Annotated in this window: 16 protein-coding genes; 6 read left to right on the top strand and 10 right to left on the bottom strand. The window is 57.7% G+C overall.

From position 1 onward, the window contains the following. Window positions 1-10 precede the first annotated feature (10 nt). Together HA399_RS06270 and HA399_RS06265 are read left to right on the top strand one after the other, a co-directional pair. Window positions 11-1,915, top strand: coding sequence for a TRAP transporter permease (locus HA399_RS06270; protein ID WP_404326453.1), 1,905 nt, complete (start codon window positions 11-13; stop codon window positions 1,913-1,915). After that, a complete protein-coding gene (locus HA399_RS06265; RefSeq protein ID WP_404326451.1) occupies window positions 1,912-2,841 on the top strand; it encodes an SMP-30/gluconolactonase/LRE family protein in 930 nt (309 codons plus the stop codon). The genes HA399_RS06270 and HA399_RS06265 overlap by 4 nt, the downstream gene beginning before the upstream one ends. A gap of 721 nt (window positions 2,842-3,562) precedes the next feature. Here the strand turns inward: HA399_RS06265 and HA399_RS06260 are convergent. After that, on the bottom strand, window positions 3,563-5,953 hold the full coding sequence (locus HA399_RS06260; protein ID WP_404326449.1) for a DNA/RNA helicase domain-containing protein: 2,391 nt from the start codon (window positions 5,951-5,953) through the stop codon (window positions 3,563-3,565). A 536-nt stretch (window positions 5,954-6,489) separates the two neighbouring features. Here HA399_RS06260 and tnpA point away from each other — a divergent pair. The 3 genes from tnpA (at window position 6,490) to tnpC (ending at window position 8,797) form a co-directional block, all read left to right on the top strand. Continuing rightward, window positions 6,490-6,843, top strand: a complete 354-nt coding sequence (tnpA, locus tag HA399_RS06255) for an IS66-like element accessory protein TnpA (protein ID WP_404326447.1) — start codon at window positions 6,490-6,492, stop codon at window positions 6,841-6,843. Then, window positions 6,840-7,175, top strand: coding sequence for an IS66 family insertion sequence element accessory protein TnpB (gene tnpB, locus HA399_RS06250; RefSeq protein ID WP_404326445.1), 336 nt, complete (start codon window positions 6,840-6,842; stop codon window positions 7,173-7,175). Before tnpA ends, tnpB begins: the two co-directional genes overlap by 4 nt. 92 nt (window positions 7,176-7,267) lie before the next feature. Further along, window positions 7,268-8,797, top strand: coding sequence for an IS66 family transposase (tnpC, locus tag HA399_RS06245; protein WP_404326443.1), 1,530 nt, complete (start codon window positions 7,268-7,270; stop codon window positions 8,795-8,797). Window positions 8,798-9,156: 359 nt separating this feature from the next. On the opposite strand, the gene brxL is transcribed toward tnpC, so the two are convergent. From brxL to HA399_RS06200, 9 genes are all read right to left on the bottom strand, one after another. Then, window positions 9,157-11,262, bottom strand: a complete 2,106-nt coding sequence (gene brxL, locus HA399_RS06240) for a BREX system Lon protease-like protein BrxL (RefSeq protein ID WP_404326442.1) — start codon at window positions 11,260-11,262, stop codon at window positions 9,157-9,159. A 3-nt stretch (window positions 11,263-11,265) separates the two neighbouring features. Further along, a complete protein-coding gene (locus HA399_RS06235) occupies window positions 11,266-13,791 on the bottom strand; it encodes a PglZ domain-containing protein (RefSeq protein ID WP_404326441.1) in 2,526 nt (841 codons plus the stop codon). A 60-nt stretch (window positions 13,792-13,851) separates the two neighbouring features. Further along, window positions 13,852-15,999: a DUF262 domain-containing protein gene (locus tag HA399_RS06230; RefSeq protein WP_404326440.1), complete on the bottom strand. Its 2,148-nt coding sequence runs from the start codon at window positions 15,997-15,999 to the stop codon at window positions 13,852-13,854. Between the two features lie 149 nt (window positions 16,000-16,148). Beyond that, a complete protein-coding gene (locus HA399_RS06225; RefSeq protein ID WP_404326438.1) occupies window positions 16,149-17,039 on the bottom strand; it encodes a hypothetical protein in 891 nt (296 codons plus the stop codon). A 1,001-nt stretch (window positions 17,040-18,040) separates the two neighbouring features. Next, complete coding sequence (locus HA399_RS06220; protein ID WP_404326437.1) at window positions 18,041-19,942, bottom strand: Eco57I restriction-modification methylase domain-containing protein; 1,902 nt, start codon at window positions 19,940-19,942, stop codon at window positions 18,041-18,043. Window positions 19,943-19,945: 3 nt separating this feature from the next. After that, window positions 19,946-23,623 carry a BREX system P-loop protein BrxC gene (brxC, locus tag HA399_RS06215; RefSeq protein ID WP_404326436.1) on the bottom strand — a complete coding sequence of 1,226 codons (3,678 nt, stop codon included), beginning with the start codon at window positions 23,621-23,623 and terminating at the stop codon, window positions 19,946-19,948. 15 nt (window positions 23,624-23,638) lie between these two features. Beyond that, window positions 23,639-24,211, bottom strand: a complete 573-nt coding sequence (locus tag HA399_RS06210) for a BREX protein BrxB domain-containing protein (protein ID WP_404326435.1) — start codon at window positions 24,209-24,211, stop codon at window positions 23,639-23,641. Then, entirely contained in the window at window positions 24,192-24,977 is a 786-nt protein-coding gene (locus HA399_RS06205; protein ID WP_404326433.1) for a DUF1819 family protein, read from the bottom strand. The genes HA399_RS06210 and HA399_RS06205 overlap by 20 nt, the downstream gene beginning before the upstream one ends. Next, a complete protein-coding gene (locus tag HA399_RS06200) occupies window positions 24,974-25,471 on the bottom strand; it encodes a BrxE family protein (RefSeq protein ID WP_404326432.1) in 498 nt (165 codons plus the stop codon). The genes HA399_RS06205 and HA399_RS06200 overlap by 4 nt, the downstream gene beginning before the upstream one ends. A gap of 1,065 nt (window positions 25,472-26,536) precedes the next feature. On the opposite strand from HA399_RS06200, the gene HA399_RS06195 reads away from it, so the two are divergent. Beyond that, window positions 26,537-26,890, top strand: coding sequence for a hypothetical protein (locus HA399_RS06195; protein ID WP_043335079.1), 354 nt, complete (start codon window positions 26,537-26,539; stop codon window positions 26,888-26,890). The last annotated feature ends 29 nt before the right edge of the window (window positions 26,891-26,919 follow it).

Below are 26,919 nucleotides of genomic sequence, written 5' to 3'. Positions count from 1 at the left end.
GGAGGTTTCCATGTCGGTATCCCCCTCCCACACTTCAGGGCCCGCGCTGCGGGCCCTAGGCCTGACCGCCTGTGCAGCACTGACGGCTTTCATCGTCTGGACGACCGTCGGGGTTCGCTATCCCGGTCAGATCATGTACGGCATCAGCCTGATGCTCAGCCTGGTGGCGACTTTCGCCCTCAAACCCGGGCTGCTCGCGCAGCGCCTTCCCGCTGCGGACCAGGCACTGTCGTGGCTATTGATCGTCCTGACATTGGCCAGCAGCGGCTACTACCTGCTCGAATACCAAGACATCGCGGCCTTTCGTGAAGGGTTGCCCAATCGTCAAGACATGCTGTGCTACGCCGTCGGTACGCTACTGGTCCTCGAGGGCGCTCGTCGAGTCGAAGGCTGGACCCTGGTTGCCATTACCGGTGGCGCCATCCTTTACCTGCTCTATGGTCATTGGCTCCCCGGTGTCATGGGACACCGCGAGTTCTGGCTCGAGGAGGTCTTGGAGGTCAGCTATAGCTATCAAGGCATCTACGGTATTGCCTTGGCGGCCGTGGTCGACGTGGTGCTCATGTTCGTGATTCTCGGTGCCGCGCTTCGGCACACTGGGGCAGGGGACTTCTTCAACTTCCTGGCCCTTCGCCTGGCAAAGGGCAAGCGCTCCGGGGCGGCTCAGGCCGCCATCATCGGTTCGGCCATGTTCGGTTCGGTCAATGGATCGGCCCCGGCGAACGTCATGTCGACCGGCGTGTTGACTATCCCCATGATGAAGCGGGCTGGTTATCAAAGCCGTTTTGCCGGTGCCGTGGAGGCCGTGGCTTCCTGTTCGGGGCAGTTGATGCCGCCCATCATGGGGGTCGGCGCTTTCATCATGGCTGAGATCACCGGCATTCCCTATCCGAGCATCGTGCTGGGGGCGGTGATACCTGCTTTCCTGTACCTACTGGCCCTGTCCGGGGCTGTGGCTTTCGAAGCCGGTCGGCTCAACCTGGTGCCCGAGCAAAGTGGTGATGAGCCTTTCGATGCCAAGCGTCGTTCACAAGGCATAGTGCTGATAGCCGGCTTCACGACGCTGATCGGTCTGCTGTTGGCGGGCTATTCTCCCACCTGGTGTGGTATGAGCGCCGCCGCCGTGGTGCTGGTGGTCGCGATGCTGTTGCCTGGCACACGGCTCAGTCTAAGCGGTCTGCGAGATGTGCTGATCGACGGTGGTCGAGACGGCCTCGCGGTGCTGGTTTCCTGTGCTGCCATCGGCATCGTCATTGGTGCTGTCAGCGTGACTGGCCTCGGCGTGACGCTTAACCAAGCCATCGTCAGCCTAGGCGAAAACAATTTGGTACTGGCGCTGATTCTTGCGGCCTGCTGCTCGATCCTGCTGGGCATGGGGTTGCCGACGGCCGCCTCCTATTTGATGGTCATCTTCGTCGCCGGCCCCGCGATCTTGGACCTGGGTATCGGTCTGCTCCAGACGCATCTATTCGTGTTCTACTATGCCGTGCTCTCGGCGATTACGCCACCAGTGGCACTGGCCGTATTCGCTGCCGCAGCCATCACGGGAGATCGGTCGATCAGTATTGCCTTGAGTGCCCTTCGCTTGTCGGTGGTCGCCTTCCTGCTGCCGTTTGCCTGGGTGTTCCACCCTGAAATCAACCTTGAGGCATTATCGGCAGGCAACCTACCCATGCTTGTCCTGATCATCGCAATGATGGCATTGGCCACCCTAGCGATCAGTGCCGCCAACGTTGGCTTCTTCAAGCGTTCGCTCAAGGGTTGGGAGCGTCTCGTGTTGGCGGGAGCGGGTATCGCTGCACTGACACAAGGACTGGCAATTTCGCTGGCGGCCACACTGATCATGTTGCTGGTCGCCGCCCAGGTACGGCATTCGGCAATGATCGCGAAAACGGATTCGGAGGCATCAGCATGAGCCTGTATGCTCCCCCTGAAACTCGCTATTGCGAAGTGTTCAGTCAGGTGCCGGAAGAGCTGAAACTTTACGATGCGCCTTCCGGCTGGATCGACGCCAACAAGCCTGGGCAGCAGGTGCCGAGCTTTCTGGAAGGTCCGGTGTTCGATGACCAGGGCAAACTCTATCTCACTGATATTCCCCACGGTCGCATCTTGTGCGTGTCACCCGATGGCTGCTGGCGAGTCGTCAGCCAATACGATGGTTGGCCGAATGGCATGACCTTTGGGCCGGATGGTCGGTTGTGGATCGCCGACTATCGCCACGGCATCCTGGCACTATCGACAGAGGGGGGCTCCCCGGAGCTCATCCTCACCCATTGCGGCAGTGAGAGCTTCAAGGGCGTCAACGACCTGTTCTTCGATCGACGCGGCCGTCTCTACTTCACCGATCAAGGACAGACGGGGCTACAGGATCCCACCGGCAGGGTCTACCGATTCGAGCCTGACACGGGCCGTCTGGATCGGTTGCTGGCGAACGGTATCAGCCCCAACGGACTGGTCTGCGATCTCGAGGAAAAGGCCCTGTACGTGGCCATGACCCGAGGCAACGGCGTCTGGCGGCTGCCTCTGCGCGACGACGGCCCCATTGGAAAAGTGGGGCTCTTCGTGGCCCTGGCGGGTGGTGTCTCCGGCGCCGATGGCCTCGCGCTCGATGAGGCCGGCAACCTTTTCGTATGTGACGCGGGTAACGGCTGCGTATGGGTGTTTGATCGTCATGGTGTGCCACTTTGGCGCCTGCGTTCCCCGACCGAGGGGCGAACGCTTACCAATCTGGCCTTCGGTGGCACGGACCGGCGCACACTTTATATGACCGAGTCGGCCACTGGGACGGTGTTGAGCATCCGAATGGACACCCCTGGAAAGGGGAGCACATATCCTATCTAGATATTGCGGCTCGAATGCTCGGCAAAATGACGATCGACAGCTATCTCAGGCTGGTAAAGGCATGGCCGCTGAGTCGTTCTCGCCGCACCCTACTTCATGAATAGCTTGATGCTCCTTCAGGGTTCTACATCGTTGGCCCGGTGTTGCATCGGCGCATGAAGGAAAGAGACCACCATGCCAAGCTACCCTGAGGGAGATTTAACGACTCATTCCTTTGGCCGCTTCCAGGACCTGAAGCGTCCTTTGCTATTACAGATGACTCTAATGCAAGACGGTGCAAAAGTGTGACTGCACTGGGCCCCCCAAGCGCCACTCTGCGCGCCGCCATAACCTTGGCAGTCCAGTGCCCAGACGGCGGTGTGAACAGCAAAGCACCGTTACCCTCAACCCGCCTCAGTCACGTGGGAGCATCAACTCAACGCGGTCAGGTTCGGCAGCACCTTCGACGAGATGAGACACGATTTGTCAGCTGAATTTCCGAGATGCACGATGCGGCGCCGGACATGTACCCCCGCGCCATGGCCAGCTTCTTGGGCGAGAGGAACTGGTCCCAGTCGCGCTCGGTGGCGAACTGGTCCATGGCGTCACGGAGCTGCTTGAACGGATCTGACATCTTAGGGCTCACCTGGTTCTGCGGTATCGGATAGCGGTGAGCATGCCTGCTCTGCCGCTCGCTATCCAGCCTACATCGGTATAAACGGTTATACGGCCGCCCACTCGCTCACAGCACAGATAGGAATTCGCCGACGACCTTAAGATCCTCGAGCTCGTCCTCGAGCACGATGTCCTTGTAACCGAAAGCATTGGTCTGGGGCTTGAGCACGATGCGCTGGTTCACGAATTCTCCATACTCCTCGACTTTCTCGCTCTGATACAGCTTGATAGTGAAGCTGCCGCCGTGGTCGGGGTCCTCGATGGCGCGATGCTGTACCACAACGACCTTGCCTTGCCGTGTGCCCCCAGGATTGGCACGAAACAGGCACCAGGTGCCATTGGGGATGCGTCGGTTCATTGACTCCCCCACTACCCGGCTGACGAACAGATCGGGGCTCGCGCGCATGAAGTCAGGTAGCTCAACCCAGTGCTCGGCGTCGGCTATTTGCATCTCGCTGAACTCGCCCGCGGCGATACTCAGGTCGTACACGGGCACATGGCGCTCGAATGGCGCTGCCTGGTCACGCGTCACGATGGGAAGGTGCAAGCCATCCAGCGTCTCGGCCTCTTCCGTCAGCTCGGCATGCTCCAATGAGGCCTGTGAATGAGCGAAGGCAGAGAAGTATTCGCGGGTCTCTCGGTCCGTGGCATAGACGTAACAGCCCTTCTGGCCTCGCGTCATCAGCGTTCGGTAGGTGTTCTTGACGATCTGATCCGCCACGGCACGAGCCTGCTCTGGTTGTTCCTTGAGCATTTTCTTGTACCCATGCACCGAGCGGTCTTGCCCTGCTCGTTTGGCTGCGTCTGTCACCACGCGGCCATCACGGATCACGAAGTCGTCTCCGATGATGACACCGACGTAATCAAACTCGAGACCTTGGCAGGTATGGATGCAACCGACCTGCTCTGCTGATCCATCGGCGATCGCCCACAGCATGCCATCATCATTGAGGTTCCACTGGGCAGCGAAGCCGTACTCGGGGAAGACGATGTCCATGGCATGCTTGTCCTTCTTGCTCGCCCAGGGCCAGCAGTACCCCGCTACCATCCGCGCCTTGTTGGCTTTGCGGTTCTTCTCAAGAATCGCCTTGCGCAATTCGCTCGGATCCTCGAATACCTTGAACTCGTAATCGATATCGTCGAGATCGGTGTTGGCCGTGGTCCGTATCTGCAGCGAATGATCCAACCAGGCGAGATAGCCATCTGAACCATTGCAACGAAACTGCGAGGAGAGTTCTAGCTCATGCACCTCGGCGCCGCATTCATCTGCCCGACGCTTGACCTCCTCTACCGTCCCGACATCCTTCAGCGTGACCCGCTGCGCTTCATCGATAAAGAAGATGGAAAATCGCGATGCCGAGATGATTTCCTTGATCTGGCTCTCGCCCAGATTCTGATACATCCCGGATTTTTCATTCAGGCGATGTGCTTCATCCACGATCAGCGCATGAAAGGTATCAGGCTCCGCGCTGACGTAGCTGCCTGAGCCCTTGAACAGGTTATCGATGTGGGTCTTCTTGCGCGTGCCGGTCAGACGCTTCTTGAAGACTTCACGAGGGGCAGAGTTGCGAGACACGTACTGCGTCATCATCTCCCGGTTCGTCAGCTCGACAAGCAGGTTGATCGCGACGACTGACTTGCCCGTCCCCGGCCCGCCCTTGACGATCAGGCACTGCTTCTTGCCATTGCTTGCCTTGTGAGCGAGATCCACGGCGGTTTCATAGACAAGCTTCTGCTCATCGATCATCAAGAACTCAGCATTGCCCTGCATCATCGAGCTGAGCGCATCCGCCAGATTCTTGCTCGGCTTGATCACACCGTGCTCGATGCGATACATGATGTCGCTACTGTCGCCGTACTTGATGTGCTGACTCAGAAACCTGGAGAGCTTCAAGGCATCCGGTGAGATGAAGACAGGAGCGCGGCTAGTATGATTCGCATAGAAGGGGTCATTGATGGCATTGCCTTGCTTCATGTTGTGCAGATAGGCACAAGGCACCAGCCGGATCGACTCGGAGCGGACGGTCTCGTTGTAGTCCTCGATCAGCGCACCATAGGACCAGGCTTGATAGGAGGGATGGTTGGTCTCCCGCACACCGCCCCCTAGCTGAGTGCGAACGATGGCATCTTTGGTCGTCACCTCTGCGGTCTGCCACTGCTTCAATTCAATGATGACAGCAGAGTCTTCACGCTGAACATTCTTGCCGGTCAGAATGAAGTCCACTCGGCGATTGGTCAGCGGAATGTTGTATTCGATGGCCACCCCTGCCGAAGCGGGTATCCCCTCGTCGAGGAGAACGCTCATCATGAAGCGCAAGGAGTTCTCCCAGGAGGCCACCTCATTACGCGGCGAATTGCGGCTTAGTTTGCGTGATACCTCATTCTCGATAGCGTCAGCGATGACATTGGCCCGGACGTCATCAATAAACTGCTGCTTGGTAGCGTTGTAAACCAGCATGCCCGTTGGGGCTCCTCTCGATGGTCTGCATCGTTTCTCATGCCATCACACGGCTACCGCACGGCGCTTACCTCTGGGGCGAGCTCCGTCTCATGGTCTTCCACCATGGCGTCCTGCCTTGGCGAGAAATGCATATGTGAATATAGGAAATTTCAAGAAATCTAATAATAGCCGAGTCGAGGCAAGCGCGAGAAGGAATTCGTTAGTTCACTGCGACACCCTGCGTCGCATTTACGAGACACTAAGCTCGATATACATCGCGTCTCGCCGCATCAACTTGTGACGCGCCAGGTCCGCCATGAAGACATTCTCATGGCCTACCAGAGGGTGAACACTCGTAACAAGAGCGCTTAAAGGCCCGTAGGCAAAGGAATTCACTACTGGAGGTAGAGCTTCCACCGGGCAGTAAGTCACCGCGATACCCATCTGATCATTGTGTAAGCGACCGGTGACCCCATCTACCGCAGAGTCCTGAATTCCGTCACGTTAGATGTCCACCTATCAATAAGTGGACACTTATCATGACGGAATCAAGCGTGTTGGAAGTTCCTCGCAAGCGTCGCCGCTTCACTGCCGCCTTCAAGGCCAGGATCGTCGAAGCGTGTCAGCAACCCAGTGCCTCCGTTGCCGGAGTGGCGTTGGAGCACAGCCTGAATGCTAACCTGGTCCACAATTGGATCCATACCACCCGTCAGCAAACGGCTGTGCCAGAAATACCGGCATTTGTACCGGTGCCCATGACTCGCGAGTTGTCACCGGCCACTCCCCAGCATCAGGTGGCGGACCCTATTCGCCTCACCATCCCGCACCCCAACGGCCCGATGGTCATCGAGTGGCCTGCCTCGGAGGCCGACACCTGTCGATCTCTGATTCGGGAGCTGCTCGCATGATCCGCATCGACGAAATCTGGCTGGCTACCGCCCCCCTGGATATGCGGGCCGGTCCGGACACTGCGTTGGCCCGAGTGGTGAAGGTCTTCGGCGCGGCTCGCCCGCACTGTGCTTATCTGTTCGCCAACCGGCGTGGCAACCGCATGAAGGTGCTGGTCCACGATGGTCTGGGCATCTGGCTGTGCGCCAGGCGCCTGAACCAGGGCAAGTTCCACTGGGCTGGCAACCGGCATGGCGATTGCATCGAGCTCTGCCCCGAGCAGGCCATGGCACTGGTGCAGGGCCTACCCTGGCAGCGTCTCAGCACCGACGGCGTCATCTCTGTCGTCTGACACGCCAGGCCAGGTACGGCACAGAACCTCCCGGCCCGCTATTCGCTGATGCGCCAATCCCACTGCCTTCGGCGGGCTGGCATACTGGCGGAATGACGACGCCCCCTGACCTGACTCAACTCTCTCCCGATCAGCTCCGCCACTTGGCGGCAACGCTGATGACGCAGGTGGAGGAAAAGGAGAAAGCGCTACGCCACAGCGAGCAGGTCAATCAAAAGCTGACCTATGAAATGGCATTGCTCAAGCACCACGCCTTCGGCAAGCACAGCGAGCAGCTCAATGTCCTGCAGATCAGCCTGCTGGAGGAAGGGGTGGGCGCCGACATTGCTGCCATCGAGACCGAGCTGGAAGAGCTCCACCTCACTGCTGCCACGCCAGTGGCAAGGAAGACGCCCAAGCGCACGCCCTTACCTCCCGAGCTACCGCGCACCGAGATTCATCATGATCCGGAGAATGATCACTGCCGGTGTGGTTGTCAGCTGAGGCGGATCGGTGAGGAAATCAGTGAGAAGTTGAATTACACGCCGGGCGTGTTCCACGTCGAGCGGCATATCCGTGGCAAGTGGGTCTGCGACCAATGCGAGACACTGACCCAGGCACCGATGCCGGCGCAGATCATTGACAAGGGCATCCCCACCGCCGGCTTGCTGGCCCAGGTGCTGATCGCCAAATATGCTGATCATCTGCCACTCTATCGCCAGGAACAGATCTTCGCCCGCGCCGGCGTAGCGATTCCGCGCTCCACCCTGGCCGAGTGGGTCGGCACCTGCGGGGTGCGACTTCAGCCGCTGATCGATGCACTGCGTGAAGTGTTGCTCAACGAGCCGGTGCTGCATGCCGACGAAACGCCGGTACCGATGCTGGCCCCTGGCAAGAAGAAGACGCACCGCGCCTATCTCTGGGCCTACGCCACCACCCCGTATGCCGGGTTGAAGGCCGTGATCTACGACTTAAGCGAGGGACGTGGCGGTCAACATGCCCGCGACTTCCTCGGGAAGTGGCGGGGCAAGCTGGTCTGTGACGACTACAGCGGCTACAAGCAGAGCTTCGCCAATGGTGTTACCGAGATCGGTTGCATGGCCCATGCCCGCCGTAAATTTGTCGATCTGCACGTCGCTGGCAAGAGCCAGATCGCCGGGCAGGCTATCGAACTGATCGGTCAGCTCTACCAGGTGGAGCGTGAGGTACAGTCCCTCAGTGCGGAAGAGCGTCAACGGCTGCGGGAGACGAAAGCAAAGCCCATCGCCGATGCGCTACATCGCTGGATGCTGGCGCATCGCGAGAAGGTCCCGAATGATTCGGCGACGGCGAAAGCATTGGATTACAGCCTGAAGCGCTGGGCGGCATTGACGCGCTACCTGGATGACGGCGCGTTGCCGATCGATAACAACCGGGTGGAGAATCTGATTCGCCCCTGGGCGCTGGGGCGTTCAAACTGGCTGTTCGCCGGATCTCTGCGCAGTGGCCAGCGTGCTACCACCATCATGAGCCTCATTCAGTGTGCCAAGCTGAACGACCATGAGCCCTATACCTGCCTGAAGAATGTGTTGGAAAGGCTGCCGACCCAAAAGGCTAGCCAAGTGCACGAACTTCTGCCTCATCATTGGCAGCATACTGCGTGATCACTCGCAAGCGGTGATGCCCGAACGCTTACGTTGCTGCGGCGAAGCGATCTGTCACTGATTACATGATCGGTTACTACAGCAGCCTCAGGCCGCACAAGCATAACGATGGGTTACCGCCGAACCTGGCAGAAAAGAACTACTGGAATGCTCAAAGCCCGGTGGCCAAAAACACTTGACCACTACAGTTCTATATTTGGTTGGATTCGGCAGTCTCGAGTTCAAAGCACAACACTACCGAAGGGTGCTGGAACAGCCGACGGATTTCTTGAGCACGCCGACGTAAACTTCCAGTGGGGTTCACCAGTCCAGTGTCTGGCGAGGCCGTAGCCATGCGTCCACTTCACAAGCAATGTCAATCAACTGCGAAAAATGTCTATTTTCGTCTCAAGACACCTTCTCATACTTAGATCATGCGCCCCCACCCCGTACCAGAGATCGGGTTTTTGGTAGAAATCGAGACCGCGCCCAATCTTGATCACCCAGCCGTTATCGATCCGGATCTCACGATCATGCAGGTTCTCATTAATCAGGATCTTAAGCTCGACATCAACCTCCAACAAGCTCTGTTTGAGTTCCTCGAACCGATCATTAAGCGCTTTGAGATCCGTATCCTGGTCATAGCTGGTAGTCAGTACAATCTTACGTACCGTTGGTGCCTTGATCACCGCTTCACAAAAACGCACGAAGTTATGCACCTGATGGTTGGCCCTGATGTAAGGATCCTCGATCTCTACAAGCTTAGAGCGACTCAGGTACGGAAGAATCAGCGACTCATAGCTATGCCCGGTATCACCATAAAGAATTGTGAAGTGCTGCTCCTGGGGCTCAGCTGCCGGTGCCGCTGCCTTAGTCACGGTACCAGTCACAGCTCCGGACGCCGAAATCTCTGGCTTCAACTCTACCTCAGCACTAGGAGGCCCCGGCAGGGCAGGCGCTAACTCACCCTCCTCATCCCCAACATGGATGTTACGTCGGCTCGGCTCCTGGGTTGCGGAGGCATTCTGAGATTCCGGGCAGTAGACCACTACCTCGCCACCCGAAGCATTGAAATAGGAAAGGTTGATACGTGAGAACTCGTTGTCAGTCTTACGCTTGTTCATCTGCTCCTTTATTCGACGACGTGCCTCCACCGCATAAGCCACGTACTCCTCAAACTCTGCATCGGTGGGTTTGCCGTTGGGGTGCAGGATTTTGAGGAAGGCACAGAGTGTCTTCTTGATGCCCTTCTCGTCACGACCTTCCACAGCATCACCCAACTTCACTCGACTTGAAACCTCCTCGTAGCGGTTGGTCTGCTTAAACTGGTAGTGAAACGCTTCTGCCAGGTAATCGGTGATGAAACCATAATTACTGGTGAGAAACTCACTACTGTTCTTGGGCATCTCCCAACCTGGCAGATAGCAGGCAAAGCGGTCCTGCACCGCGAGGTCGAACTCCTTGGGTAGCGGCTGAAAGAGATCGTATACCTCGGAGTTAACGATTTGTTCGACGGATAGGTCCAGGTTACCCACAAAGGTCATAGAAGCCTGGGCGATAACCTCGACACCGCGAGAGAATCGACCATTGGCCATGAAGTCCTTCATGATCTGGATGGTGTCGGGATCCTTAATCTTGATCCCTCCCACCTCATCAAAAGCTACAGTATCCCAGTATCCTACCAATCCAATCTTACGGCGCTGCACATTGTAAAAGAGAGTCGCTTTGGTAGCCTGCCCACCGCTAATGAGCGTCGAGTAAGGGGAGAACTCGCTATAGAAATAGGACTTACCGGTCCCCCGTGGCCCCAGCTCGATGAAGTTAAAATTCGGCTCAATCAAGGGTGCCAGGCGAGCAATGAAGTGAAACTTCACGCGCTTCGGCAATCGGGTCGGCTCTAAGCCCACTGAGCGTAGGATCACATCCATCCAGTCATCGCGGCTGAAGGCTTCTCGCCCTTCACAATAGCGGTCGAAATCAAAGCGACTCAGCTGGATCGGACGCAAATCCTCGACGAAGAAGGCGTAGTCGTCATCCTCAATCTCGTTGTAGCCGATGGTCACCTCGGCCCACAGTCCACCTTGCAGCAACCGCTCGTTGTCGCGGTAGAACTTCTCGCTGATCGCCACACGCCGCGAATCGAAGTTCTCCAAAGCCGCCCAGTGACGTCGATCCTTCTCGACATAGTTGACATGCACCTTGTCAATGAATCGATGCTTGCCCTTGGTCGCCACCCGAGACTGAGCAGCGTTGGCCTCGTTAGGTCGCACGTAGTTGTCGTTCAGAGTATCCAGCACAGCTTCCATGCCAGCCTGTATCTCCTCAGGCTCATCACTGGCGCAGTAGCGCGCCAGCAAGAACTCGAGTACGAAGGTGGGCACGTTGGTGCCCTTTTTGATACGGTGCAAAAGATCCTTGCGCACCACCTTGCCATCAAAGAGCGAGGTCAACTGCTGGTCGAGCTCATCCTGTTCAAACTGATCCATGGCTTACACCGCGTAGTCCGTTTCAAGGTCGATCTGGCTATAAATCGCATGAGTCCTGGGATCCAGGGCTTTCACCTTGAACTTACCCTCGAACTCCATCTGCATCTTAATGTTCACCTTTACCGACTGACCTGGCTGTAGGCTAAGGGTGCCAGTCGCAGGGTTCACGGGACCTGTAGCCCGGGCCTCACCAACCACATTTCCTTTCTTATCATGCGCCTCAAGCAAAATCTCATAGCTGCCTTCGCTAGAAAACATATCCGCCGCTTCAACAGCTACATCTATCACCGGCACTCTTGTGGTAATCCGCGTCGCACCCTGTTTGTAGCCGATGCACACGCTAGCCTGCTTAACACTGGGCTGTTCATGGCTCTTGAGCTGCATGCGAATCACCGGCACCACACACTCCTGCAATGACAGGCCACCATGGAAGTACTGGAGCCCGGACCGATATGGCGCCATGGTCAGCGGTGCAGCCAGTCTGTTTGCATTAGTGCGCATCCCAAGAAGCTCAGTGTCCATCACCAGGTGGTGATCATCTGCCGAACCGTCGCCCAGCGCACAGCGATCATGAACGATAAGCCAGTCACCGTGCGGTTTAGTCGCCACATCGCCAGCTCCAGCATGGCTGTTCATGAAGAACCCATGGTCGGTCACGATCACTACTTCATGGAAACCAGACGCGATCAAGCGATGCACCGCCATACGGATCCGTTTCAAAGCATTGGTGATCTCAGCAGGCGCCGTCTCGGGGTGATTCTCGAAGTGGCTGTCGATCTCCACCGAGCGCAGCACAAGCAGGTCTGTTTCAGGATCGATCTCTGGCCCCTTATTGCGCACGAAGTCCTCGAGTCGCAACTCGGCGAAGCGCTGCCCATAGCGTCGCCGGAAGGCCTCCATACGCTGAGGAACGGTCGCTACCGGCTTGCCTCCCAACTGAGGCATCAGCCCGCCTTCACTTTTTTCCAATCTTAGCGAGTCGTCAGCGCCGGGCAGAAGGCTTGCCATACCTACAGGTGTCACGCTTGGCATCTGAGCCATCGCAGGTTGCATCTCAATAGTTCCGTCTTCGGCCAACTGCTTTTCGAGCGCTACCCCTAGCTCATAGCGCAGAGCATCCACCATAAAGTAGGCCACGCGGTATCCGTTCTGCTTTAGCTGTGGCGCCACCAGCCGATCGAAGACCTGAGTATTTGCCAGCATGCCGGCCAGTGGCCAGCCTGTTTTTTTGACCAACCGCATAAAACACTGCTGAGCTGCCTCTGCCACCTTGGCGTAGCGCTTTCGGGACCGCTGAATCAACGATGCCATCTCGCCTCGAGTGTCCTGCCACACAAAGTCACTCACCGCCTGCTCGAATTCACGATGCAGCCGATCGACTTCGCGCAAGCTACCCACATAGAACTTAACAAGGGTTTCCAGACTCTCAGCATGCTCCGCTAAGCGCAGCTCGAGATCTTCACAAACTTTAACAAGTGAAGCCGCGGCATCCACTAAATACCACTTTTCCCGGCTTTCACCCTGGGCAGTCCACACCGATCGCTCGTGCTGAGCCATGATGGCCCGTACACGCTCGATATTCCCCTCGTCGAAGGCCATCATTGCCTGGAGCAGGAAGGTACGTTCTTCAAAAGGGAAAGTGTCACGAATGCCCAGATCGCCCAGCGCCTGGCACCGATCAGGTAGATTGAGGTCGTGCTCAATCTCTTCAGCCTTCTCGATATACAGATCTTGGGTTCGCCGATCGTTGCGCAGGGTATCGCACAGCCCCTCGATAATCGGCCGTACGCGCTCCTCCGCCCTGGGAATGTCGGCCAAGGCTTCAGGCAATGTCTCAGGCAGGTCGAAGACGAATTCGCTGAACAGCACGAAGCGCCAAAGTTCGTCGCTGATGGAGGACCAGGTCTTGCCACGGGTTCGCAGCTTAAGCCCCAGTGTTCTCTTGAACAGGTCTCGGACCTCGTTGACCCAAGCGTCATTGGCCTGCAGCGCTTGCTGCTGCCGACTATCCGGTGCCATCAATCCCAACAAGATATCGCGGCTGGACTCTGCACCCAGCTGCGCCCGCAGGTTCGGCCAACCCACTCCACCGCCGACGGCGTCGATCACGGCAAAGTCGGGGATAGCGTCATCGACGAAGAGCCGACGGATCTCGTCGGCATGCTCCGGCTTGGCCTTCAGACACAGCGATTGGAAGCTATCGCCGTCACCGGCCGGGAACACAGCGCCGCAGGCTGCAAAGGGAGAGAAGGGATCGACCTGCTTGTGCTCATCATCCAAGGGTGCTTCAACAGGCACATACAATAGCAATCCTTGGAGCTCGTTACGGCCCAGCCCCTGGAGGGCACGCATGGCCTGCTCCCGGCTCTCGATGCTGCTCTCGGTAGCGTCTACCACCGCGGTGCCATCACTGGCTAAACCCTGGCACAGCCGGCGATAGCGGAGTTCAGCGTCGTAGACCACCACAACCGAGCTCTTGCGCAGCCTCTCCGCCAGCACCTGCTCCTGGATGTAGGCTTCGATACTCATCTGCATCACACTCCTGTTCCCTGGCGCTTCGCCTGCCGGATCTCGTGCCCGGCTGAATTCTCAAGCATGCTGGTACCAGTTGATGAAGTCTAACAATTCATCCGTATCCGCCAGCTTCCACATCAATACCGGGTTGCCGAGTTTCAGTCGCGGACAGTTCTTGCCATTGAGGTTGGTGTTGCGAGACTTCGTAGCGTCATATCGCCGATGGAGAAGAAAACCGCTTTCCTCGGCGCCGGGAAGCACCTCGCTCCACAGCGTGATCGATGCGGACTCTCGTTCCAGCGCCAGCTCACGCCCCTCGGGTGTTCTGAATCCGGCGATGTACTTGGAAGGTGGTGCAATACGCCCCAGGAAATCCGCAAGCACCCCCTCGGCCTTGACGGTCTTGCCCTGCACCGGGGTCTGGCTTACTGCTGCAGGCCTCTCTGCCAGGGTCGTGGCCGGAAGATCAACCTCGGTGGTTTCTGGCTCTGGCTCTTGCTCGACCTCAACCGATGTCGGCGAATCCGGCGCCTCTTCCCAATCAGGGAGCTCATGCAGAATGGGGATGAGCCTCTCAAGCAGCAGCGCCTGACGCGCCTTGACGAAGTCGTCATAGCGCTTGATCTCCCAGAGCTTGGGATCATCCGGAACCAGGTGCATATCCAGATAGGCCTTCCCCTTGTCAGCGAACCACTCGGAGGGGAGCCGGTCGCCCTTTCCCCCTGGGCCGTTTTCGGCAGCGGTCAACAACATGCAGTTCGCCAACTGATCGCGAGCAGGTGCCGGGTAGCGCATCAAGGAGTTGCGCCCGGTCTCGGGGTTGTACTCCTTGACCCGCTTCAAAGCGCTCTGAGGGAAGATGTGATCGACCTGCGGCGCGTTACCGGCGAAAGCTGGCTGGTAGTCGAACTGCCGGTACCACAGGTTGAAGAGAAGGTGAATCTGGCGAGATCCATAGCCGATGGCCAGCAGGGTCTCGTCGGTCAGGTCCAGGCTGCGACCGTCTTGCCGGATCACCTCGAACAGCCGCGGTACCTTGAAGTCCTTGTCGGTGTCGATCTGCCTCGTCAGCTTGTTGATAAGGTTGTCGGGGCGGCCACTGAAGGCCTGGGTCACCATCACTCGCAGCACAAAAGTGGCCAGGCCCTGAGCGCAGGACCATTTATCCGGGTAGTGATAGCGGAAATAGATCAGTGGCAATAGCCCGTTGTAGGAAGTCAGCGCATGGTGGCTGCGGACGTAGGTATGATTTCTCAGGAAGTCACGCACATCACCAATGGCCGCCGAGATACGTCCCCAGTTCTCGACGATACGAGTACGTGTAGTCTCATCTCGAAACTTGCCGACATCGTAGTTCGCTCCCTTACCAAGCAGTACCAGGCAGGTCTTCAGCACCAGGTCGCGGTCAAACTTGTAGCCACCGTCGTTGAGCTCTTCCAGCAAGCTCTCCATCTGCACGTCGGCCTCTTCCCAGGCACTGGTCAGAAGCGAGAACAGCAGATCCGACTTGCTCAGCTGAGTGCCTCCGGAGTTTGCCCGGATAAAGATCTCGACGATATCATTCTCAGTGTAAGTGGCCGGACTGTCTACGCTATCCAGGAGCTGAAATGCAATACGCTCCTGATTACAGAAGACCTGCTGAACTTGCCAGACATTCCGGATGATGCGGTCGATTGCCGCTTTGTCCAAAGCTGTGGGAGAACGACCCACTAGCTCATCACCGAGATCGTTAGGCATTCCCTGATAATCGACGATGTCACTGAATAGAACCCAGGGATACATCGCCTTATTTGGCTTCAAGAACCTGAATTTATAGCGGATCTCATCGAGAGAGGCAGACTTCACTTCGCCACTATAAATATTGAAATAGAGCTGCTTCCTATCGTAGCTGCCCCTTAGTCCGATAAATAAGCTCTGCAATCGTTGCTGGCCGTCCAGAACCAACATCTTGGATTTCTTGTTCTCCGGCACCTGGTACTGGCTAAGCGGAACGCCCGGCTGATAATGATCTATGAAACGCCGACACTTGATAGATGAGTCAGTCCGCCAGACAAGCATGGTACTGATGGGGTAGTCCCTCATGAGTGAGTCAAAAAGACGCTCAATCTGCTCTTCATGCCATACAAAGGGGCGCTGAATATTGGGCAGCCAGAACCCGCCCTGATGATCAGGATTGTTGAGATAAGACACCAGCCTGCGGATCGTCTCGTTATGATTCTTCATTCGTTAAGCTTCCTGCGTACCGAAAACAGTCAGCGGCTCCACCTCCGCCCACAAAAATCCTTGAGGATCACAAGTGAGCCTCAAGCTGGTTTGTGGCTCATGAAGGGCCGCCTCCTGAGCCACAAATGTCATCCACACTTGCTATCTCTTCAGCTATCCGATGCCTTCTTCCGCCCTCGCGTCTGCTTGGGCGCTGACTCTGGCTCGACGTAGAGGTGTTCCAGGTCGTGGGCGATGGCCAGCGACTTGTCGGTAACGCACTTCTCGCGCACCCGTTCGGGCCAGTAGGCCATGGCCAGGTGGGCCCAGTCATAGTCACCCTGCTCCAGCTTCTCCCAGGTCTCCTTGAGCACCTTCTGCCACGGCTTGTGGCGGAACAGCGGCCAGAGCGGTGCGGCGGTGATCTGCACGCCGTCGTCGTGGCTGGGCTTGTAGTCGGGAGCGATCCTCAGCAGGGTGTCGCGCAGGTCGGCGAGCTCGTCACGGAAGTCGCTCAGCTCCTCCAGGCGCTTCTCGTCGGCGCGGCTGCGACTGGCGCCAGACAGGCGCAGGTTGCCCAGCTCGCTATCCACCTGCTTGAGCTTGGGCTCCACGAAGTCGTTGACCGCGGTGAAAAGGGTCTGGTCGGTCAAGTCCGGGTAGTAGAGCCACAGGGTGTAGTTGCCCGAGGCCATGGCCAGCGGCCAGTAGATTGGCGCCTTGCGGCGGCTCTTGGAGTACTGTTGCAGGTGGTATTTGAAGAAGTTACGGCGCAGCCAGCGTCGCAGATCCTCGTCAACCTGGGCATCCACCGTCTCCAGCACATCGGCCATCAGACGCGGCAGGTCATGCTCATGGCCCGCGTCATCGACCAGGATGCCGGTGTGGCGATGGTAGGGTTCGACACCATCGGGCAGCATACCGGGGCTCTTGGCCGGCAGCGGGTCGAAGGGCTCGGGCTCGGGCGGTGCTTCGCGCTCGCCGGTTGCCAGGCGGCAGTCGAAGCGGCCGAAGGTGACGCCGGCTGCCCAGGAGATCAGCGCATCCAAGGGTAGAACCACTTCTACCTGCTCTTGTTCACCACTTATCTCTTCAATGCCTCTTGATGCGTCCACTTCTCCATTAGCTGCCTGCCGGTCCTCCTCTGAAAAGCCATAGAGATCGAAGGCAATATCGTCTACTTGAGTCTGGATATAAGCCAGTTCGTCATGGATAGCAGCAGGATTGTAGTCACTCAAGCGCTTACGCAGCGACTCTGGCAAGAGAAAAGCATGGGATGACTCGTTAACGGTATCAAGTGTTCGCTTGAGAGACCATGCTCGATTCGCCAAAGCTCTAAGCCGCCTCTTCTCCTCCGAATCTAACTCAGGAACAGGCGTCCTCTGAATAACACCGACTTCGTATGAGCCAAAGGCCATTTGCAGAGAAACCAATAACTCAAATGCGCTAGAGTTCGAGAGTGCGAGCAACGCCAACAGCTCTTCATGATCATGGTCTCCAACAAAAACAGCAGGACCTTTATGGCTAAAAATACAATCAGCAGGCATGACCCGCAAACAGAAGCCTGCCTGTGTCCGAAGCGACCAAGTTAACCCAGGGGAAAAATAACTGCACTCTCGGTGGAGAACCCAGTTAGCAGAGTCGCCAAGGTATGGGTACTTCAATAGCAACGACGCTTCCAGCTCACGAGCATTATCCTTCCAATTCACCAGGAGATATACATCAGCATAATAAGGTGCATAGGCACCTCCTTTGGCAAAATTAAACCATTTACCTTGTGTGCTTATCTCCTCCCACCACAAGCGGAGAAATCTAAAATCATTCTTTGTCGACCCTCCGTGCTGCGCATACCTAAACTCACCCTCTAAAGCTGGCAACAATGAAAAAATATTTCTAACCTCGTCACTTACCCAATAAGCAAACGGAGCCCCCGGTATTTTTTTGAATTCACTTGGCCACAACTCAAATGCCGCATGGTCAGAACTTCCATTTCTGTAGTTACGACTCGATTTAGCCAGTGATTTTGCCTTATCATTCTCACCCAACAACCTAAGAAACTGGCTCATAGCTGCTTCTCCAATACATAGGTAGCGGCTTCCACCATCGCATCATCCATCACCCCATATCCCAGATCAGCCATGACCTCTGGGCGGGCTATACCCAGAACCACTTCCTCACGCCATTTTTGGAAGCTGGTCAGAAAAAAGCAGGTACGTGAGGTGATGGCACCAATACGTCCACCCGCGTGGAGTAAATCCAATCCACGTTCGACGAAGATAGCCAGCAAATCATTCTTACTGTTGGGGTACTCTTTTCCCAGTTTGGTTTTAACGCCGGCACTGAGCGCTCCAAAAGGCGGATTCATCACCACCACATCGAAAACCACCCGGCAGAGGTCGATCATCCGCAAGCCCTGAAGGGCATCCTGGGCGAAGAGGCGGCTCTGGTAGGTGGCGCCGGCTTCCTCAGAGAACTCGAGCAGGGCTCGACGCAGGCGCTCCTCGGCCTTCTGCCAGGTCTCCTGCTCCTGCTGGGCGAAGAGGTCGCTGCCCTTGCCCACATAGACCTGGCGAATCAGCGCGGGGAGCTCCTTCTCGGCACGCAGCAGCACGCCGAGCTCGGGCAGGCCCTTGAGCATCTGCAGGGTCTTCTCGAAGAGCTCGGCATCCTGGCGATCCAGCCGGGCCATAAAGGCCTCGCGGAGCGCCTTCTCGGCAGGCGGGGCCACCGCCGCAATGACGTTGCCCTGCCCCACATCCGGGCGCTCCATGGCCTGAACGCCGGCCTCGTGCCAGGCACGCTGGGCACGCAGCCAGAGCGCCAACGAGGCGATCTGAGCGGCGCGGGGGTCGATATCCACCCCGTAGATGTTGTGCTCGATGATCAGCCGCGGCACGTCGCGCAGCAGGGCCTCTTCAGAGGCATAGGTGTGGCAGAGCGGTTCGAAGCCTACCTTCGGCTGGGTCGAGAGATCCAACGAGCCAGGGCCATGCTGTTGCTCCCACTGCCAGGCGTCGCGGTAGATCTGCAGGAAGAGATCGAAGGCGTATAGGCCGAAGTGCATTGAGCCACAGGCCGGGTCCAGCAGCTTGAGGGTGCGCGGATCGCGCAGCTTGATGCCGGCCTCGGGCTGCTCGTCGGGCTTCACCAGCAGGTACTGGCAGCTGTCGCGCAGCGGCGTGGTGCCGCCGGTGGCGTTGAACCACTGCCGGCCTAGGGTGTTGTCGACCAGGAACTCCACCACGTAGCGCGGGGTGAAGAACTGGTTGCGCACCGCCAGCTCGCGACTGTTGCGCGGGGCCTGGCTAGCCTTGCGCATCGCCTTGCGCTCTTCCTGGCTGTTGAAGTACTGGTAGATCCAGCCGATGGTCTCGTCCAGCTCCCACAGCGGCTCGATCTCGTGGTCGTTGAGCAGCGCCAGCAGTTCGTTGAGCGCCGTCTCCCGGGGGAAGAGCCGCCCCTGGGGCGCAAAGCGGTCGAACAGCGCCGGCAGGTCCAGAGCGAACTCGTCAAACAAGCTGAACAGAAAGGTCTGGTAGGCCTCGCCGGTCTCCCCGAGGGCGGTACCGGCCACATGGCGATAGAGCTCGAAGGCCTGGGACTGAGCACCCTGGCTGACGGCGGGCAGCAGCAGCCCCCGCGCCTCCATCATCAGCAGCGCCGCCAGGCGATTGAGCACGGTGAAGGCCTGCTCGCGGATGATGCGGTCGATGGCCGCTTGGCGCTGGGCCTTGCTCTCACTCTCACCAGCCAAGTAGTGAGCCAGCGTCTCGCGCAGCAGCTCGGCGGTATGGCGCTCGCGGTCGCTCAGGTGGGTTAGCCGCGAGAGCTCGGTCACCTCGCCGGTTCGGGGATCGAGGCCGTAGTCTTGCTGCAGCTGGAGCGTGAACTCATCGGTCAGCGTCTTGCGGCAATCACTGACCAACTTCTGCAGGCGATTGCGGGTACCTTGATCGAATGCCATGACTTACTCCTTGTCGCGATTCTCGGGGGCTTCATCGAAGGAGATGTCCAGCTCGAAGGCGTGGGCGTATTCCAGCTCGCCGCGAAGCTTCTGCAGCTCGCGTATCATGGCGTCGAGGATGTCCAGCGAAGTGATACGAGGGTGAGCCTTGAACCGGCGGCTGAGCACTTTCTTATTCTCCTGGCACCCCTCCTGCTCCTGTTTCTCCTCGAGCTCCTTCTGCTCCTCACGAATGCGCTCCTGCTGGCGCTCGCGGCCGACCCGCCCGATATGCTCCTTGAGCGCCGCCAGTTCTGCCTGAAGTTCATAATCGCGATTGACCAGGCTCTTCAAGCCATCAATATCTGGTGAAGTCTCCAGCGCTAGTCCATCCATGCGGCCGAGAAGATCCTGCTGCTCTTGGTTGGTCAATTCCGGCCACTCTGGTACACGCTTGAGCTCCTGCTCAGCCTGGCGCAGGCGTTGCTGCTGTTGGGTCTGCATGCGCTCGGCGGCCTGCCTCACCTGGCTGCGCAGCTCGGTCAAACGCGTGTTGAAGTCGGAGGCACTACGGTAGGCATCCTCGGAGTCCAGCCGGGCCGCGATTTCCTTGAGAGGCTCGGCCAGATAGGCCTTAAGTTCTCCGGGAATGCCACTACCGGGCAGTCCTTCGATGGCCTGGGCAAGAGAGCGCAGCTCCCTCAGGGTGCCCTCCAGGCCCTGCTCCAGCGCATTCTTGAGCTCGCCCGCCCAGGTCAGGTTGTCGTAGAGACTCGACTCTTCACGCCCCAGCCGCTGGGGTGCGTCTGAGCCGTCGGTGAGCAGGATGTCCGCCATGTCACGCCCCATTGCCTCCATGCGCTCATCACCCGGGAGTCCCAGCGCCTGTAAGCGGCCGGAGAGCGAGGCGTAGCGCTGCTGCAGCTGGGGGAAGAGCTTGGTGGCCGCCTTGCTAATGGCATCTTCAAGGGGCACGACCATTTCGCCACTGAGATCGCGAAGGCGAGTGGAAGCCAGCGCCAGCATTTCCATGGATGGGCGATCCTCACGCAGCGATAGGCCAACGTTCTTGAAGGCATTATTGCTCTTCAGCGCATCGATGGCCTGCTGGCCGTTGACGGTGACCTCGCGCCCCGAGACTTTCAGCTTGATCACACCGCCGACCAACATGGCCGCCACCAGGTAGCGCAGGGTGTCCTGAGACCAGCCGTAGGGGGCATCGCTGAAGCGGCTGGATAGGCTCTTGCCCTCGACCATACCAACCCGGTCGATGTGGTCACGGATGCTGACCAGGGCTCGGTGGTCGGTATTGATGCCGGGCTGTCCGCCCTGCTGGGTCACCAGGCCCAGCGGATCCAGTTTTGTGGTGATACCGCTGAGGTTGCCAACACGCAAGAAGCGCTCGGCCAGATCACTCTGCACCCGCTCCGGCGCTTCTCCGTAGCGGCTGAAGACCTGGCCCGCCACGTTACCCAGCTGTTTGCGAGCTGCCTCGGCTAGGTCACCGGCCAGACTTTCCACTGCAGTAGTTTGCCCGCGGAAAATAAAGGAGCCCTGAACCAGGCTACGCTTGATCGTTCTCTGAAGATCGGCATTCAGACGGCTAGCGCGATCCAGCTGAGCCCGGCAGTAGTCGCGCACTTCCTGGTCAGGGTCATGACGAAACTTGGTGTCGATCTCCTGACAGCGATAGATATCCGCGGTGAGCTCTTCCAATTCTGGCGATTTGCGCCCCACTAGGTAGATTAGGTTTTCGTTAGCCGTGACACGGGAATCATCCTCCAGCCGTGAGCGAGCGGCATCGTATTCGGTGGGCTCGACCAGCTCCACCAATGTCTGAATTGGATTACGATCACCTAATAGAGAAACGGGCAGCCCTTCGGGGCCTTGTGTTTTGAGGCCAGTCTGCACCGAGAGAGAGCCATGTAACTGAGTGCTGGGCAAAGGAGACAAGACTTCCTTCAGTGCATTGTTGAGGATGCGCTTCATCTCCACGCCGCGCAGCGGGATCTGAGTGCGCTCCTGCTCGATGTCGTTGAGCTTCTCGCTAAAGAAACACAGGAAGCCATCCTGCTCACCAAAGGGTACGATCGAATCGCCGATCAGCTCTTCGATGGCGGCATTGATTTCTTCAGCCTGGCTACCATTGGCTACTTCGAAATGGATCAGGCTGGCAACATTTCGCCGAGTGATCGGCAGGTTGCCGAGGATCTGCAGCACGGCCACCGTCTTGGCGATGCGCTGGTGGAGTTCGTCATCGCGGTGGCGAATTTTAGTGACTGTATTGACGGCCTTATGCCAGTTGGGAAAGGCACGCTCGATATCCTTCTCGAGAGCATCGTAGAGGGTCACCGTGGTGGCCAGCCAGCCCACTGGCTGATCGGCGACCGGGACACGCTTGCCGTCGCCCTCGATCAGGATATCCTGGACTACTTTGATCGCCGAGCGCAGACCTATGCCTCCAGTAGAGCGCGCCAGTGCGCCTAGCAAGTGCAACAGGATATCGAAATGCGCCGGCAGGAAGGGGTAGAGGTCGACAAAGGTCTGGCGGTCGAAGTCCGCGCCGTAGGCACGGGCATCCTCCAGTTTGGTATTATGACGCAAGGCCTGGCCGTACTGATCGAACAAGGCACCCAGCTGTTTTACCCCTTCGGGCGACTTGCCCAGCAGGCGCGTGTAGCAGATCTCCTTAATGTCATCAGCCTCGAGATCTACGGAGATAGGGAAACGATCCTTGAGCTTGAAGAGCTCCGGCGAATTGAGCGAGGCCCGAGGATCATCCTCGGTCAAGGTCTGCTGGCCGGTGCCGATTAGCCACACTTTGCCATTGCCCTGCGCCTTGATGTTCTTGGCCAGCCCATCGAGGTTAAGGATCAAGGGCTGACGCGCGCCAACGTACTGTCCCACCTCATCGATGATGAAAATCACGTGCTCCTTGCCGGAATGCTCGCGGACGATGTCGAGCATCTCTTGGACGCGATCATTCTCGAAGCGGATCACATCGCTTGTGGCGGTGTTGAACGAGCTGGACGAAGTGAACAACGAGGGATAAAGCTCGTGGGCTATCTCCGGCATCAGGCTATCAACCACCAGCTCATCATCGCGGTAGTCACGCCAGGCCGCGCCACCGGTCTTCTCTTCGAAGAGTGTAAGGAACTCCTCGTAGCGCCTTTCGTGTTTTAGGCGGCGCTCCAAAGCGGCCACCTTAATGTTGCGGGAGTACCCGGCCCACTGCAGCACCTTGTAATAGAGGACGCTGGAGACGTCTTCCATGGTGGCACCACTGACTTGTTCGGTGGCCAGATCCAACATCAGCACGGCGGCAGGGAAGCGCTTGGAAACGGCACTCAAAAGCTGGCGCGTGGTGTTGTTCTTGAGGCGGTTCTGAAGATGCTGGCGAAACGCCACGCCATCAATAGTGACACTATCGTCGAAGGCGAGGCCTATGTACTTGGTTAAGGAGCTCTTTCCCGAGCCGTAGAAGCCAGAGACCCAAACGCCGACTTCGCTCTCACCGCCGGCTTCCATAGCCACCTGCATCTTGGTCAACAGCTGGTTGAACTGCTCGTCGATGGCGTCGGTGACCACGTATTCCGAGATTTCCTTGCGCAAGCGCTCCTCTTGGGAGACGCCATACGCAATTACCTTCTCAATGCTACGGTAGATATCGCGGCTGGGATCGAAAAGCTGTTTGATTTCCATGTATGAATTCCTTCCTTAGCCGCCGACGTGAACCGAACGGTAATTGCCATCTTCCGGGTAGAAGCCCAGAAACTTGAGCCGTGTCTTGCCGGTGCGCACGCCCGGGTAGAGGAACACCGTGGGCACATGGAAGCGGCCCTGGAGCTGCCCTTCGATTACACCGATGCGCATGTAGGGATGAAGCGCCTCCAGGTCCGTCACCAGCAGGATGCTGCTAGGCGTACCCTCAAGCTCGGTCAGCTTGGCTTCAAGACGCTCCTGGAGCGCACCGTTGGCCACGGCATTGGCCAGGGACGCATTAGTTTTCTTCCAATCCAGCGGATTGCGCTGGTCGGCAGCCAGCCAGAGCTTGCGCATACGGGCCTGGGAGAGGACCTCGTTGACCTCCTCTGCGACCGAGAAGGTATGGACATTCCAGCCTTCGTTACCCAGCCGGCTCTTCCACGCAGGCAGATGTCGCTTTACGGCCAGAATCTGCTCTGGACGAAACACCAGATAGAAAATCGGCTCGAAGCTGGCATGGCCGAACTCGCGCCCGTGGCGCACTTGCTCCATCAACTCGTTGAAGTCAGTATCCAGCGAGGACATCGATTACCTCCTCCAAATCCTTGTACTGCCAGCTAATGTGCGTGACATCTCCGGCGGTCTGCATGATCAGCAGCCCCTCAAGCGAGAGCCGCTTGAACTGCTCCCTGACATCTGAGCGTTCCAAGCCAAACAACTGCCAATCGGGGTGATTAATTACCTGATTGTCACCCCGCCCCTGGAATTTGAGGTCATAGGCCAGGTAAGCCGCCACACGATATGAAAGGCGCACGGTATAGAGCCGGCGAGGCCCGATGCGTCGAGATTCCAGCAGCCCGAAGTCTGCACAAGCACTCAGCAGGTAGCTAGAGAGGCGGCTTACAGTGCTGTCAGACCAGATTTTCTGGGTCTTGCCCTCTCGCACCGCGTTCTCGACGAAATGCCGTGCATCATCTCGTGAAAGACAATTACGGCCGGATATATAGCGCGGCCAATACACCTCGCGTATGAAGTCGGCAAGGATGATGTTGGCCCGCGTGGTGTACAGCATCAGCAGCTGACGGCGCTCATCGCTATCCAAAACGGGGAGCAGCCGCTTCACCGAGATAGCAACGCCCGGCTGGCGCAAGTAGCGCGGTGCAAAACATTCCTTGACGATATTGAGAAGCCGGCGTGCTGTCACTAAAGGAAACTGACCGGATTCGAGGGCACGTTCATATAGCTGCTGAGTTGACATGCCAGGCTCATAGAGATCGAGGAGCCGCTTGGTCTCTTCGATCAGTCCTAGACCGGCCTGCAACTGGGTGGTGTAAAAAGGCGACTGATTCACTGCGTCTCCCGTATATACGGGTAGGTCTGAATACTTCGCCGGAAGGCATCCAGGTAGAGGCCCGCCACGGTGGCAAGAAGGGCACTAAAGTCCTCGCCGAGGTCCCCCACAGCCGTCGGCCCCTCCTGCGCCTGCTGAGGCGAAGCCAACGCATCCAATCTCGCCAGAGCGCTGTCAGACGAAGTGGCGTGGGCCAGGAGACGCTTCGCCTGTTGGCGATCGGCAATCAAGTTGGCTGCGCTTTGCTCGTAATGCTCCGGCATATGAAACAAATGCAATATGCGGCCAACACCGATGTGCTCATCGTGGGCACGTCGCGCGGCCTCCAGCACTCCATGATATTGCGCTTGATGGACAGAGCGCCCGAAGACGGGAGCCAGAAAGGCTGTAGCCGTCTGGCCAAAGAAATGGGTACCCCACCAGGCCGGCGATTGCTCACCCAGATAGCCAACGAGCACTCGAAGCTCAGCTAACGTTAATACATCTTTGGTCATATCGCCCCCATACCTTCCCCTCTGAACATAAGGGCAAGAAAGTGATAAAAACATTAAGTGACAATCAATATTATAAATTATATTTTTCTAAATAAGTCTCTCGACAAACTCACAAGCAGCTCCCTTCGACCGTTGGCGGCCAAGCACGAGGTGCCAGGCATTAGGAATGCGGTCTGAGAAACGGTAAATGCAACGATTCAGCGGTTGGCGCTCTCCTTGAGCTAAGCGGCTGCTTAATAATGGCCAAGATGCTCCGGCGCCCATGCATTAGAGAGCTGCAGTGCTTTTCTCCATGAAGCGGGTCTCACTGACCAGCCAAGAACAATTGGGTGCTAATGCCTTCGAGTTGAACATGCAGCCCTGGAAGCCTTTTGACTTCGGGTGACTCACTGAGGTGATGAATGAAATGATGGCCAAGCACAAGAATACTCCACCTGCAATGCAATAGGAGTATTGCACTCAGCATCTACATACCCGCCCTCTGCAACTTCCTAATGCACGGCTACCGCGCGGCGCTCAGCGAGTGAGCACCGTCTCGTCCCATCTCAGCATCCAGCCGGGACCTACGCCATGGATAGACCAGAATGTAACGTTCTTTCGTGATCGCTAATTGTACCGGAGTTCGGGCCTAGAGCGATAACGTGTTCACTGTTACCACCCTTCGGCGTCGCCTAAACGGTATAGTGGATATCCATCCAGCTATTGACCGACCCTCACCCTTACCCTCGACAAACTATCCAGCGGAAATTTCCACCACTTCGATAATGGCTTACGACCTAGCAAGTGAACCCCTAACGCCATAGATCATTGAACGCGTACACCAACGTAAGATATTGACGCCAAAACCCAAAATCCACTTTCCCCAGCCCCACGGGAAATTTCCGCCCGGGCACGGAAAATTCCGGTTTTTCTGACCCATACTATCGCTAACTTACTGATTCATATAGAAACCGGTGATAATCGAGGCTCCGAATCGCCCGATCTCGTCTCACAGCCAAAACTCATATTGCACTGCAGCAAAAACAGGCGTATCAATGTACTCAGGTTCCTTACTTGGAGAGCACAATGGCTAAACAACCTGCCTGGTCAGAGTTGGTCCCGACGACGCCGGCTGCGATGTTCGATGTCTGGAAGCTGGGCACGACGTCGGTGGAGATGTGGTCGACGGCCATGTCGACCATCATGTCGCGCACTCAGCTGTGGGGAACCCAGTCGCCGCTGGACCCGAAGATGATCACCGAGAACCAGAAGATGGTGTCGGAGAAGATCGCGGCCAGCTGGGAGATGTGGTTCGTGATGCAGAAGGCGTGGATGAACGCGATGACGGGCGGCAAGGTGGCGCCGTGGTGGACGACGGGCACCCTCTTCATCAAGCCGTTGCACAAGCGCACGACGGCCAACTCGCGCCGACTGTCGTGAGAGGCAATGCACGACTTGCAGCTGCGGCC

Source organism: Cobetia sp. UIB-001 (assembly GCF_044789135.1).
In the GTDB taxonomy this organism is placed as follows: Bacteria; Pseudomonadota; Gammaproteobacteria; order Pseudomonadales; family Halomonadaceae; genus Cobetia; species Cobetia amphilecti.
This window is presented reverse-complemented; position numbering and strand designations above follow the sequence as displayed.